This window comes from Micromonospora sp. NPDC050200 (genome assembly GCF_040656135.1).
Classification (GTDB): domain Bacteria; phylum Actinomycetota; class Actinomycetes; order Mycobacteriales; family Micromonosporaceae; genus Micromonospora.
Window position 1 is genome coordinate 1 of record NZ_JBFALG010000053.1, and the last position, 12,778, is coordinate 12,778.

General features: G+C 74.3%; 11 protein-coding genes and 3 pseudogenes. 3 read left to right on the plus strand and 11 right to left on the minus strand.

From position 1 onward, the window contains the following. From AB0I41_RS27070 to AB0I41_RS27085, 4 genes and pseudogenes are all read right to left on the minus strand, one after another. Nucleotides 1-619, minus strand: a pseudogene (locus AB0I41_RS27070) (hypothetical protein); the annotation flags it as partial. After that, entirely contained in the window at nucleotides 616-2,115 is a 1,500-nt protein-coding gene (locus tag AB0I41_RS27075) for a replication-associated recombination protein A (protein WP_357113126.1), read from the minus strand. The pseudogene AB0I41_RS27070 and the gene AB0I41_RS27075, both read right to left, overlap by 4 nt. Before the next feature lie 75 nt (nucleotides 2,116-2,190). Beyond that, entirely contained in the window at nucleotides 2,191-2,391 is a 201-nt protein-coding gene (locus AB0I41_RS27080; protein ID WP_357113215.1) for a hypothetical protein, read from the minus strand. A gap of 195 nt (nucleotides 2,392-2,586) precedes the next feature. Continuing rightward, a pseudogene (locus tag AB0I41_RS27085) lies at nucleotides 2,587-2,808 on the minus strand (GNAT family N-acetyltransferase); the annotation flags it as partial. A 26-nt stretch (nucleotides 2,809-2,834) separates the two neighbouring features. On the opposite strand from AB0I41_RS27085, the gene AB0I41_RS27090 reads away from it, so the two are divergent. Next, nucleotides 2,835-3,575 carry a GNAT family N-acetyltransferase gene (locus AB0I41_RS27090; protein WP_357113128.1) on the plus strand — a complete coding sequence of 247 codons (741 nt, stop codon included), beginning with the start codon at nucleotides 2,835-2,837 and terminating at the stop codon, nucleotides 3,573-3,575. Between the two features lie 17 nt (nucleotides 3,576-3,592). On the opposite strand, the gene AB0I41_RS27095 is transcribed toward AB0I41_RS27090, so the two are convergent. The 4 genes from AB0I41_RS27095 to aspS all read right to left on the minus strand — a co-directional run bounded on the left by AB0I41_RS27095 (nucleotide 3,593) and on the right by aspS (nucleotide 8,363). Further along, complete coding sequence (locus tag AB0I41_RS27095) at nucleotides 3,593-4,984, minus strand: MFS transporter (protein WP_357113130.1); 1,392 nt, start codon at nucleotides 4,982-4,984, stop codon at nucleotides 3,593-3,595. After that, nucleotides 4,981-5,580, minus strand: coding sequence for a helix-turn-helix domain-containing protein (locus AB0I41_RS27100; RefSeq protein ID WP_357113133.1), 600 nt, complete (start codon nucleotides 5,578-5,580; stop codon nucleotides 4,981-4,983). The genes AB0I41_RS27095 and AB0I41_RS27100 overlap by 4 nt, the downstream gene beginning before the upstream one ends. A gap of 86 nt (nucleotides 5,581-5,666) precedes the next feature. Continuing rightward, the gene (locus AB0I41_RS27105) at nucleotides 5,667-6,479 is read right to left on the minus strand and encodes a sugar nucleotide-binding protein (protein ID WP_357113135.1); all 813 of its coding nucleotides are present in this window, start codon (nucleotides 6,477-6,479) and stop codon (nucleotides 5,667-5,669) included. A gap of 78 nt (nucleotides 6,480-6,557) precedes the next feature. Further along, a complete protein-coding gene (gene aspS, locus AB0I41_RS27110; protein WP_357113138.1) occupies nucleotides 6,558-8,363 on the minus strand; it encodes an aspartate--tRNA ligase in 1,806 nt (601 codons plus the stop codon). 138 nt (nucleotides 8,364-8,501) lie between these two features. On the opposite strand from aspS, the gene AB0I41_RS27115 reads away from it, so the two are divergent. Beyond that, on the plus strand, nucleotides 8,502-9,128 hold the full coding sequence (locus AB0I41_RS27115; protein WP_357113141.1) for a DUF998 domain-containing protein: 627 nt from the start codon (nucleotides 8,502-8,504) through the stop codon (nucleotides 9,126-9,128). A gap of 41 nt (nucleotides 9,129-9,169) precedes the next feature. Here AB0I41_RS27115 and AB0I41_RS27120 read toward each other — a convergent pair. Continuing rightward, nucleotides 9,170-9,421: pseudogene (locus tag AB0I41_RS27120) on the minus strand (MFS transporter); the annotation flags it as partial. A gap of 113 nt (nucleotides 9,422-9,534) precedes the next feature. Then, entirely contained in the window at nucleotides 9,535-10,590 is a 1,056-nt protein-coding gene (locus AB0I41_RS27125) for a S1 family peptidase (protein ID WP_357113144.1), read from the minus strand. 247 nt (nucleotides 10,591-10,837) lie between these two features. Here AB0I41_RS27125 and AB0I41_RS27130 point away from each other — a divergent pair, with 247 nt between their 5' ends. Then, the gene (locus tag AB0I41_RS27130) at nucleotides 10,838-11,668 is read left to right on the plus strand and encodes an SGNH/GDSL hydrolase family protein (RefSeq protein WP_357113146.1); all 831 of its coding nucleotides are present in this window, start codon (nucleotides 10,838-10,840) and stop codon (nucleotides 11,666-11,668) included. A gap of 116 nt (nucleotides 11,669-11,784) precedes the next feature. On the opposite strand, the gene AB0I41_RS27135 is transcribed toward AB0I41_RS27130, so the two are convergent. Continuing rightward, nucleotides 11,785-12,726, minus strand: coding sequence for an acyl-ACP desaturase (locus AB0I41_RS27135; RefSeq protein WP_357113149.1), 942 nt, complete (start codon nucleotides 12,724-12,726; stop codon nucleotides 11,785-11,787). Nucleotides 12,727-12,778: the final 52 nt, after the last annotated feature.

Here is a 12,778-nt window from a genome sequence, read left to right on the forward strand (position 1 = left end):
GGGGGCCTGGGCCGGCCCGGCGGGCGGGGTGCGCCCGGGCCTGCCAGGCCCCCTCACCCGGGCGGGGGCGGTGTTCGGGGGCGGCGGGCCAGCCGCCGCGTACCGGTGGGGTGGCCTGCGGACCGCTGGGGCGTCCGGGCGGGGGTCCGTCCGCGCGGGCCGGGCGTGGGCCCTCCGGGCCCGGACCGACGACCGGACCGGGGCGCGACGGGCCGCCGTCCGGACGCGGCCCACCGGGGCCGGGGCGGGCACCGCCGGGTGCGGGGGGCACGTCGGCGCGCGGGCCGGCCCCACGGCCGGGTGGTGGCGCGTCGGCTCGCGGCCCGGCGGGCGGCGGGCCGTCCGGGCGGGGTGCGCCCGGCCCGGGACGGGGACCCGCGGGCGGCACGGCCGGACCACGGTCGCCGGGGGGCGTCGGGCTGGACGGCTCGCCGTCCGGGCCGAGCTCGGCCCGCTGCTGCTTGGCGGTACGCAGGTCGTCGATCCAGCCGAACTCCTCGCCGGCCGGCTCCGGCGGCGGCTCCTCGGCCCGCCCCCGGCCCCAGCGGCGTCCCTTGGCGCGGGAGTCGCGCCGCTCGTCGGGACCGTCCTGCGGTCGCTCCCCACCACGCGATGTCACTGCTGACCCTCCCCGACGGCCCCGCCGTCTTCATCCGCCCCACCGGCGTGCTCCGTACCCGACGGGTGGCGGCCGTTCACCGCCACCGGCGTCGGTTCGTCGGAGCGCGACGCCGGGGCGGACAACCCCCGGACGATCCGGCGCAGCAGTGGCAGCCGGGCGGCCACCGACCGCTCCGCGCCGTGCCCGCTGGGCCGGTAGTAGTCGGTCCCGACGAGATCGTCGGGGCCGTACTGCTGGGTGACCACCCCGCGCTGGTCGTCGTGCGGGTAGCGGTATCCCGTGCCGTGCCCGAGCCCGCGCGCGCCGGCGTAGTGGGCGTCGCGCAGCCCGCGCGGCACCGGGCCGCCCCGGCCGGCCCGCACGTCGGCGATCGCCGCCCCGATCGCGGTGGTGGCCGAGTTCGACTTCGGGGCCGTGGCCAGATGGATCACCGCCTGGGCCAGGTTGAGCTGGGCCTCGGGCAGGCCGACGTACTCGACGGCGTGGGCGGCGGCGGTGGCCACGCCCAGCGCGGTCGGGTCGGCCATCCCGACGTCCTCGCTGGCGAAGATCACCAACCGGCGGGCGATGAACCGGGCGTCCTCGCCGGCGACCAGCATCCGGGCCAGCCAGTGCAGCGCCGCGTCCACGTCCGAGCCGCGCATGCTCTTGATGAAGGCGCTGGTCACGTCGTAGTGCGCGTCACCGTCGCGGTCGTAGCGCACGGCCGCCACGTCGACCGCCTGCTCGGTGGTGACGAGGTCGATCCGGCCGGCGCCGGTGGCCATCGCCGAGGCGGCCGCGGCCTCCAGCGCGGTCAGCGCCTTGCGCACGTCGCCGCCGGCGAGGCGTACCAGGTGGTCCTCGGCCTCGGTGTCCAGGGTGAGCGCGCCACCCAGGCCGCGCTGGTCGGTGACCGCGCGGCGCAGCAGGCCGCGCACGGCCGCGTCGTCCAGCGGCTGGAGGGTGAGCAGCACGCAGCGCGACAGCAGCGGGGAGATGACCGAGAAGTACGGGTTCTCCGTGGTCGCCGCCAGCAGGGTGACCGTGCGGTCCTCCACCGCGGCGAGCAGCGAGTCCTGCTGGGTCTTGCTGAACCGGTGCACCTCGTCGATGAAGAGCACGGTCTGCGGACCGCCGGCGCGGCGCTGCCGGCGGGCGGTGTCGATGACCGCCCGGACGTCCTTGACCCCGGCGGAGAGCGCCGACATGGCGACGAACCGGCGGTCGGTGGCCCGGGCCACCAGGTGGGCGATGGTGGTCTTGCCGCTGCCCGGCGGCCCCCAGAGGATGACCGACATCGGGGCCCCGCCGCCGACCAGCTGACGCAGCGGCGCACCGGGCGCGAGCAGGTGGTCCTGCCCGACCAGCTCGTCGATGCTCGCGGGGCGCATCCGGACGGGCAGGGGTGAATCATCCCCGACCGCCGTGAAGCCGTCGACACCGCTCGGACCCGCGGGGGCGCTGGGCGCCGCGGCGGGTTCACCGAGGGAGAAGAGGGCGTCCGATTCCATCAGGAAGACAGTACCGGGCCCGGTCCGCGACGCCGGAATCGCGCCGTGGACCGGACCCGTCCTGATCGGTCGCGGTCAGCCGCGACCCGGCCGCCGACGCCGGTACCAGCGGCCGCCGCCACCGCTGCCGACCCCGGCGAGATGGAGCGAGAGCAGCAACAGGCCGATCAGCGCGAGGGTGTTCCAGTTGAACAGGTCGGGCGCGCCGAAGTTGGTGTTCAGCAGGTCGAGCAGCAGCGCGAAGCCGAACACGATCGCGGCGAGGATGGCGAGCATCTCGGTGTCCTCCGGTGGGGGTTCCCAGTAGGTCGACGCGGGATGTACCCAATCGGTCTGTTCGTCAATCCCAGAGTGGAGCGATCCGGGCCGGGCGGGCGGGTCGGTGGCCAGGATCGCGTACCGCACGGAGTCCCACCAGCGACCGCGGACCAGGAGGTGGTCGCGGCTGATCCCCTCCCGCCGCATCCCGACCTTCTCCAGCACCCGCCAGGAAGCGGGGTGGTCGGGCCGGGTCGTGGCCTCGACCCGGTGCAGCCCCACCCGCCCGAACCCGAGGCGCAGCAGCAGGCCGGCGACCTCGGTCCCGAGGCCCTGACCCCAGTGGTCGGGGTGGATCACGTAGCCGATCTCGCCCCGGCGGTGGACGGGGCTGTCCACGACCAGCGTGCCGAGCCCCACCAGCCGGTCGGCCACGGCCGTTCCTCTCGTAGGCTGGCGACATGATCATTGCCGACCAGGTCCTGGCGGGTCGGGACGCGCTGCTGGCCGCTGCCGGACACCACCCGTACGCCCGGCACGCGCTCTGGCGCGGCCACGAGCCGCGCGGCTGGCGGCGGGACGGGACCGTGGGCTGGCTGCTGCCCCCGGAGCAGGGGCCGGCCGGCGGCGCGCTCGGCCCGCCCGGACCGGCGGTGGACGTCTTCGCCGGCCTGGTGACGGCCGGGGAACTGCGCGCCGGCCAGTGGCTGCACCTGCCCCGGACGACGCGGGAGGAGCTGGCCGGGCGACTGACCGCGGCGCGGCTCGACGACTGGGACTTCCTGTGGACCACCGCGCCCCCACCCCCGCAGCCCGAGGAGGAGCGGGTGGTACGCCTCACCGAGGCCGACCACCCGGCGCTGGCGGAGCTGATCGACGAGTCCTTCCCGACCACCACCTCCCGCCCCGGCGACCCCCGGATCGTCGACTGGTACGGCATCCGCGACGGCGACCGCCTGGTGGCGTGCGGGGCGGACCGCACCCGGGGGGACGTCGGCTTCCTGGCCGGCCTCACGGTGGCGGCCGACCGGCGCGGGCGGGGGCTCGGGGCGGCGCTGACCGCCGGGATGACCCGCGCCCTGTCCGCCCGGTACGACCACGTCGCGCTCGGCGTCTACACCGACAACGTCGGGGCGCTCCGGTTGTACCGCCGGCTCGGCTACACCGGCAGCGCGGCCCGCAGCTCCGTCCACCTCGGCTGAGCCGCGCTCCGGGGCGGTCACCGCGTCCCGCTGACGGGCAGGTCGGCGTTCGGGCCGGTCGGCGGCGCGACCGGATCGGCGGTCGAGGTGGCTGGCGCGGCTACCGGCGCGGCCGGACCGATCGATGGGACGCGCTCGCCGGTCGCGGCCCCTCCCCCGGCCCCGGCCCCGGTCGCGGCTCGGCCGGCACGCCAGGCGGGCAGGTAGAGCGGGGCGGCCATGGCCAGCACCACCGCGCCGACCAGCATCGCGGTGCTGACGCCGGCCGCGCCGGCAACCGTTCCGAGCACCACCGCGCCGAGCGCCCCGGCGGGCTGGGCCATCATCGAGTTCAGCGAGATGACGCTGGTCCGGTACGGCCCGTCGACCTGCCGGTGCAGCAGGCCCATGTGCAGCGGGTTGGAGGCACCGTGCACGGTGTAGCACGCCAGGTAGGCGACGAGCACCCCGACCGGGCCGGCGAACACCCCCATCCCGACCACGGTGACGCCCTGGAGGATCCGCAGCAGCGCGGCGCTGGGCGCGGCCCCCAGCCACCGCAGCAGCAACGGGGTGGCCGCCGCGCCGGCCGCGTTCGCCAGCCAGGCCACCGAGCTGGCCGGGCCGAGCAGCGCGGCGGCCCGGTCGGCGTCTCCGACCACCTCGGCGAGGCGGACCGGCAGCAGCGACTCGAAGGTGAACATCCCGAAGCCCCAGAACAGCTCCACCGCGACCAGGGCGAGGAGCACCCGGGAGCGGCGCAGCAGCCCGATCGCCTGGCCGACCATCCGGGGCGCCTCGGCGACCGAGGTACGCAGCGCGCCGGCGCCCCGGGCCGGCCTGACCTCCGCCAGCAACGCCAGCAGGGCGGCCAGGGCGACCACCTGGAGGACGAGCGCGACCAGCACCGGCCCGGTGAGCGCGCTGACCGGGCCGACCGGTCCGAGCGCGATCAGGCCACCGCTGAGGAGCGCGCCGGCCGCGATGGCGACACCGATGACGGTGCCGGCGTACCCCAGGCCGCGCTCGTACTCGGCGGCGGGGTCGGCGGCCAGGGTGGCGTCGACGTACCAGGACTCCAACGGGCCGCTGTCCAGCGCCCGGTAGACCCCCTGCAACGCGCCGGCCAGGAAGAACAGGACGAACGAGTCGGCCACCGCGAAGAGGGCCAGCGAGCCGAGGTTGACCGTCCAGGCGACGGCGAGCATTGGCCGGCGGCCGAGCGCGTCGGCGAGCCCGCCGGTGGGCAGCTCCAGCACCAGCACGACCAGCCCCTGCGCGGTGGCTACCAGGCCGATCTGCGGCAGCGAAAGGCCGCGCTCCTGCATCAGCAGGATCATGACCGGGATCATCAGGCCGCTGGGCAGCCAGCGCAGGCCGTAGAGGGTGAGGTAGCGGAACCGGATTTGGCGTACGGTCAGCGCGCTCATCGGTACTCCTCCAGCAGGGGGTAGGCGGCGAGGAAGACCTGCACCTGCTCGGCGCCGGGCTCGGGCGGGTCCGACTCGGCGCGGTACCGCTCCAGGACCTGCCACACGTCCGCCTTGAGGGCCTCGAGCCGGGCCGACGGGATGCTCATGAAGACGTCGCCCATGCCGAGGGCGTCCCGCCAGGCCGGCGACCACTCGTGCTCCACGGCGAACCACCGCTCGGCATGCTCGACGAGCAGGCGCACCTGGTCGCCCTGGATCCACTGGATCGCCGCCCGGGCGTCGGGGTCGTCGTCGAAGTCGGTGGGTTCCCAGTTGGTGACGTCGTGCGCCGCCTGCCACCAGCGCTGCCGTCCGCTGCCCCGGTCCGGGTCCTCGACCACCAGCCCCACCTCGGCGAGCTGCCGCAGGTGGTAACTGGTGGCACCGGTGTTGGTGCCGAGCAGTTCGGCGAGGGCGGTGGCGGTGGCCGGGCCCCGCACGCGCAGCGCGCCGAGCAGGCGCATCCGCAGCGGGTGGGCGAGCACCCGGACCTGCCGGTGGTCGATCCGCACCGCGCGGGGCGCGGACCGGGCCTCGGTGTCGTCGGTCTCCATGCATGCACAATATCTCTGCACAACTTCTGTGCACAATAGTTGTGCATGAGAAGTACGCATCGGCGGGGAAGCCCGGTCGGGCCGGGTCAGGCGGCCAGGAGTTCGGTGACGCCGCGCAGCCGGGTACGGAGCAGCCCGGCGGCGCGGGCGGAGTCCAGCCGGACGTCGGTGGGGTGGACCAGCCCGGCCGCCGTACTCGTGGTGGTCTTCATGCCGGCCGGGTCCAGCCCGAACCGGCGGGCCACCAGCAGCCCGAGCCCGGCCCGGCTGACCGGGTCCGGGCCGGCCACGTTGAGCGGGCCGGCGTGATCGCCGTCGACCAGTTCGAGGACGGCGTCGGCCAGGTCGGTGACGTCGACCGGGCAGCGGAGCTCGTCGGTGAACAGGGTGGCCCGGCCGGCGAGCGCGTCCCGGCAGAGCTGGATCTGCTTGCTCCCCTCCCCCACGATCAGCGAGGTCCGCACCAGCACGGCGGCCGGGTCGATCGCCCGTACGGCGGTCTCGGCCGCCGCCTTCGCCGCGCCGTAGAAGTGGATCGGGGTGGGCAACTCGTCGTCGAGGTAGGGCGTCGCCCGCCCGGCGTGCAGCGCGTCGCTGGACACGTGCACCAGCCGCGCCCCCGCCTCGGCCGCCGCGTACGCGATGTTCGCCGCCCCGTCCGCGGTGACCGCCCAGTCGTCGTTGCGGTACGGGGTGCCGACCACCGCGTCGGGACGCACCACCGCGACCAACCGACGCACCCCCTCCCGGTCGGTCACGTCGAGCTGCCGCAGCGTGACACCGGGCAGGTCGACGGGGTTGGCGTGCCACGTCCCCACCACCGGCCGGCCCGCCGCGACCGCACGCCGGCAGATCTCCCCGCCCAGAAAGCCACCGGCCCCCACCACGAGCAGCGTCATCACGTCCCCCGTCTCTCCGAAAACGACCGAGAGGTCTGCGCCATGATGGCGCAGACCTCTCGGTGACGGGTGCCCGCCTCAGACGGGGTCGGCCACCGGAGCGGCCGGGCCGGCGGTACCGGCGTGCGCGCCTGTCGGGGCCTTGGGCTTGGCGTCGATGCCGGCCTCGGTGCGCTGCTGGGCGGTGATCGGCGTGGGCGCGCCGGTCAGCGGGTCGAAGCCGCCCCGGGTCTTCGGGAAGGCGATGACCTCCCGGATGGAGTCCGCGCCGGCGAGCAGCATGCAGACCCGGTCCCAGCCGAACGCGATGCCGCCGTGCGGCGGGGCGCCGTACTTGAACGCCTCCAGCAGGAAGCCGAACTTGTCCTGCGCCTCTTCGGGGGTGATGCCGAGCAGGTCGAAGACCCGCTTCTGCACGTCGCCCCGGTGGATACGGATCGAGCCGCCACCGATCTCGTTGCCGTTGCAGACGATGTCGTACGCGTACGCCAGCGCCCGGTCGGGGGCCTCCTCGAACTTGTCGACCCACTCGGCGTTCGGGGAGGTGAACGGGTGGTGCACGGCCGTCCAGCCGCCCTCGTCCGTCTTCTCGAACATCGGCGCGTCGACCACCCAGCAGAACGCCCAGGCGCTCTCGTCGACCAGCCCGGCCCGCTTGGCGATCTCGATCCGGGCCGCGCCGAGCAGTTCCTGCGCCTCGCGGGTGTCGGTGCTGGCGGCGAAGAAGACAGCGTCGCCGGGCTTGGCGCCGACCGCGTCGGCGAGCCCGCCCAGGTGCGCGGCGGAGAGGTTCTTCGCCACCGGGCCGCGCGCCTCGCCGGTCTCGGCGTCGAGCACCACGTACGCCAGGCCGCGCGCGCCGCGCGCCTTGGCCCAGTCCTGCCAGCCGTCCAGCTCCTTGCGGCTCTGCGCCGCACCGCCGGGCATGACCACCGCGCCGACGTACCCGCCGGCGTCGATCGCGCCGGCGAAGACCCGGAACTCGGTGCCGCGCAGGTAGTCGGTCAGCTCGGTCAGCTCGACGCCGTAGCGCAGGTCCGGCTTGTCGGAGCCGTACCGGGCCATCGCGTCGTGCCAGGTGATCCGCGGGATCGGCCGGGAGATCTCGTGCCCGGCGAGGTCCTTCCAGAGCGCCGAGACGATCGCCTCGCCGAGGTCGATCACGTCGTCCTCGGTGACGAAGGACATCTCGATGTCGAGCTGGGTGAACTCCGGCTGCCGGTCGGCGCGGAAGTCCTCGTCGCGGTAGCAGCGGGCGATCTGGTAGTACCGCTCCATGCCGCCGACCATGAGCAGCTGCTTGAACAGCTGCGGCGACTGCGGCAGGGCGTACCAGCTGCCGGGCTGGAGCCGGACCGGCACCAGGAAGTCGCGGGCACCCTCGGGGGTGGACCGGGTCAGCGTCGGGGTCTCGATCTCCAGGAAGTCCCGCTCGTGCAGCACGGCCCGGGCGAGCTGGTTGGCGCGCGAGCGCAGCCGCATCGCCTTCGCCGGGCCGCTGCGGCGCAGGTCCAGGTAGCGGTACCTGAGCCGGATGTCGTCGCCGGCCTCGACCTGGTCGTCCACGGGCAGCGGCAGCGGGGCCGCCTCGGAGAGCACCTCCAGCTCGGCGGCGGTCACCTCGATCTCGCCGGTGGGCAGCTCCGGGTTCTCGTTGCCCTCCGGGCGGCGGGTCACCTCACCGGTGACCCGGACGCAGAACTCGTTGCGCAGCGCGTGCGCGTCCTCCTCACGGAAGACCACCTGGACCACGCCGGAGCCGTCGCGCAGGTCGACGAAGATGACACCGCCGTGGTCGCGCCGGCGGGCCACCCACCCGGCGAGCGTCACCGTGGTGCCGGCGTCCGTCGCGCGCAGGCTGCCGGCGTCATGGGTACGGATCACGACTTGCGTCTCCTCATCTGCGGTACACCTCTGCCCTCCGCATTCTGTCAGGCGGCCCGGTCACCCGATGCCACCGGGCGCGGTTGCCACCACCGGCGGCACCGGCGGTCGCGGTCCGGCCCGCGTACGGTGTGGCGGGTGCGCGTCGTACCCGGCTGGGCCCTGCTCTCCTCGGCCGCCGCCCCGGTCTTCCTGGTCGGCGGCTGGACCCTCGCGGCGGCCCGCCAGCCGGGCGGCTTCGACCAGATCGGCGGCACGATCAGCGCACTCGCGGCGCGCGGCGCCGCGGACCGCGGGATCATGACCGTCGGCCTGCTCGGCCTGGGACTGTGCCACTGCCTGACCGCGGCCGGGCTGCGCCCGCTGCGGCCCGCCGGCCGGCTGCTGCTCGCCCTCGGCGGGATCGCCACCCTCGCCGTGGCGGCCTTTCCGCTGCCGGCGCAGCGGGGATCCTCCACCCCGCACGGCCTCAGCGCCGCGGTCGCGTTCGGTGCGCTGGCGCTCTGGCCGGCCCTCGCCGCGCACCGGCGCCGGGAGCCCGCCGGCGCCGCCGGCCTGTCGGCCCGCCGGGGTACGGCCGCCGCGGCGCTGCTGCTGGCCCTGGTCGGCTGGTTCGCGGTGGAGCTGACCACCGGCGGCGCCCGGATCGGTCTGGCCGAGCGGGTGGCCGCCGGCGCGGAGGCGCTCTGCCCGCTGCTGGTGGTGCTGGCCCTCAGGCGGGGTCGGCGGGCAGCAGGTGGTGCACCCGCACCGGCCCCTCGGTGAGCCCCCGGGCGCGCTCCTCCACCGCCTGGTCGGCGCCGTTCGAAGGTGTCGGCGAGCGCCCCGGCCGGCAGCGTGAGCAGCAGTACGAGCAGCATGCTCGCCGTCTGCACCAGCGCCACCAGGGTGGACGCGTTGGGGGCGTCGACCAGCAGCCACTGGGCGCCGACGGTCTGCATCCAGGTCCCGGCGTTGCTGGCCAGCACGCCCAGCCACAGACTGCGGAAGGCGGCGAGGCGCAGCGGCGCCCAGGCGGACGCGGGCGCCTCGGCGGCGGGTGTCGCGGGGGCGTTCACCGGGCGGTACGTACCCCGGTCGGGCCGCTCGGTCCGCCGATCGGCGGAGCCCGGCCGCCGGTACGCGCGGAGCGGGCCGCCGGTCGCCCGGCGGCCCGCTCACGAGGGGTCGATCAGTAGACGCTGACGCCGTAGACGCTCAGCGCCTCGGTGACCGGCTGGAAGTAGGTGGTGCCGCCGGAGGAGCAGTTGCCGCTGCCGCCGGAGGTGAGGCCCAGCGCGGTGCTGCCGGCGAAGAGGGAGCCACCGCTGTCGCCCGGCTCGGCGCAGACGGTGGTCTTGATCAGGCCGTAGACGCTGCCCTCGGCGTAGGTCACCGTGGCGTTGGTGGCCGTCACGTAACCGCCGCGGAGACCGGTGGTGCTGCCGCTGCGCTGCACGTACTGGTTGACGTACGCGTTGCCGGCGGTGGTGATGTCCTGGTAGCCGCCGTTGTAGAGGTACACGTTGCCCGGCTGGGCGGTCTGGCTGCTGTACTTCACGATGCCGTAGTCGTTGCCCGGGAAGCTGGTGCCGGCGCGGGCGCCGAGGTACGCGGTCTGCGCGGAGTTGCTGTACCAGCTCGACGAGATGTTGGTGCAGTGCCCGGCGGTCAGGAAGTAGTAGACGCCGGAGCTGCTGCGGACGTTGAAGCCGAGCGAGCAGCGACCGCCGCCACCGGCGTAGATCGCGTTACCGCCGGAGATCAGCTTGCCCAGCGTGCCGGCCTCGGAGATGAGGCGGACGGCGCCGTTCTGCCGCGCCACCGCAGCCTTCACCTGCGCCAGCTTGGCGCCGGTGACGGTGCTGTCCACGGACATGACGACCTCGTTGGTGGTCGGGTCGGTCCACCACGCGGTGCCCGGGATCCGGGCGGTCCGGTCCAGGTCGGCGATCGCCCGGTTGAGCTCGGCCTTGCCCCGCTTCACCAGCTTCGGCGTCGCGCCGGCGGCGCGGACCTCGGCGGCGGCGGCCTGGTCGGTGACGGTGACGATCATCTTGCCGCTGGCGTCGGCGTACACGCCCGCGGAGCGGTCGCCCAACCGGTCCGCCAGGGTGGCGGCGGCGTCGGGGGACGCGGGCGAGGCGGGGGCCGCCTGGGCGGGTGCGCCCAGCAGTGCGCTGGTGGCCAGGGTTCCGGCCATGGCGACAGCGGCGACACGGCGGAGCGAGGACCTCGTGGGTCGCATGTAACAACCTCCAAGGAGGGGGTGACGGGCGCCGTCATACGAACGCGCCCGAGGACAGCTCGGCCGACCTGGGGGAACCGGCCGAGTGACCAAAGTATTCACATATTTAAGATCCTGCGCAAGGCAGCGCTTTGCCCGAATTTACCCCGCCGGGAAAGTGATCAGTACGCAACATTGTGGACACAGACCGTCGCCTATACCATCTGGCCACCGCAGCACGCCGGCACCCCGTGGTCCGGAGGCCACCATGACCCTCGTCCGACGCGCGCTGGCCTCCCTCGCCAGCGCCACCGCCCTCGTCCTGCTCGCCGCCACCCCCGCCGTCGCCGCCGCCAGCCCGCCGCCGAACTCGATGGCCAGTCTGGGCGACTCGATCACCCGCGGCTTCAACGCCTGCGGCTGGTACGTCGACTGCACGTCGCGGTCGTTCAGCACCGGCGACCACGCCACCGTGAACAGTCACTACCTGCGGATCCGCGCGGTCAACCCGAACATCCAGGGCCGCAACCTCAACGACGCGAAGACCGGCGCCAGGTCCGCCGACATGTACGGCCAGGCGGGCACCGCGGTCGGCCAGGGCGTCGAGTACGTCACGATGCTCATCGGCGCCAACGACGCCTGCACCGGCTCGGAATCCACCATGACCTCGGTAACCACGTTCCGCGCCAACATCGACAGCGCGCTCAACCGGATCAAGGCCGGTCTGCCCGACGCCCGGGTCGCCGTGATCAGCATCCCGGACATCTACCGGCTCTGGTACGTGGGCAAGGACAGCGGCAGCGCCCGCTCCGCCTGGTCGCTGTTCGGCATCTGCCAGTCCATGCTGGCCAACCCGACCTCGACCAGCCAGACCGACGTGGACCGCCGGGCCCGCGTCCGGCAGCGCGTGATCGACTACAACACCCAGCTCGCCCAGGCCTGCACCGCGTACGGCGCGAACTGCGACTTCGACGACAACGTGGTGTTCAACTACCCGTTCGCGCTGAGCCAGGTCTCCACCTGGGACTACTTCCACCCCAACACCAGCGGCCAGGCGGTGCTGGCCAGCGTCTCGTACGCCAACGGCTTCGGCTGGTAGTCCCTCCCCCGCCCCGAGGAGCGCGCACTTTCAGAGAAAGTGTGGCCATTCGACCCGCCATAGCCACTCTCTCAGTGAAAGAGCGCGCATCCCGGGGTGGGGGTGGGGTGGGGGTGTCAGGGGCGGGCGGCGAGGCGGGCCTCGCGGGCGGCGCGCTTCTCCTCGAAGCGGGACGCCCCCCGCTCCAGGTCGTCGAGGTGGCCGGCGATCTGGTCGCGGGCGGCCTCGCCGTCGGCGTCCAGGCCGGTGACGTTGAAGACGTCCCACTGGCGCAGCACCGGCACCACCACCTCGTCGCGGTGCAGGCGCAGGTCGTAGATGCCGGCCAGGGCGATCGCCACCGACTTGCGGGCGAAGCCCTCGATGCCGACGCCGGGCATCTGGAAGTCGGCCACCACGTCGGCGACCGCCCGCATCGCCTGGCTGGGGGCCAGTTCGAAGGCCGCCCCGAGCAGGTTGCGGTAGAAGACCATGTGCAGGTTCTCGTCGGCGGCCACCCGGGCCAGCAGCGCCTCGCAGGCCGGGTCGCCGGTGACCCGGCCGGTGTTGCGGTGCGAGATCCGGGTGGCAAGCTCCTGGAACGACACGTACGCCAGCGAGTGCAGCACCTCGTCGCCGTGCACGTTCTCGTAGCCGGCCGACATGTGGGTCATCCGGGCCCGTTCCAGGGCCACCGGGTCCACCGCCCGGGTCACCGTCAGGTAGTCGCGGATGGCGGTGCCGTGCCGCCCCTCCTCGGCCGTCCACCGGTGCACCCAGGTGCCCCACGCCCCGTCCCGGCCGAAGAGCGTCGCGATCTCGTGGTGGTACGAGGGCAGGTTGTCCTCGGTCAGCAGGTTGACGATCAGCGCGGTACGGGCCACCTCGGGGATGGTCGAGTCCGACTCCGCCCAGGCCTCGCCGCCGAGCGGCCCGTCGAAGGTGCGCCCCTCGCCCCACGGGACGTACTCGTGCGGGAACCACTCCTTGGCGATCGACAGGTGCCGGTCGAGGTTCTTCTCCACCACGGCTTCGAGTTCGAGGAGCAGGGCGGTCTGGCTCAGCGGGGTGGTGGTCATGCGCGTCTCTCCCTACGGTGGCGTAACTTACGCTACCGTAGGGCCCCGCGGC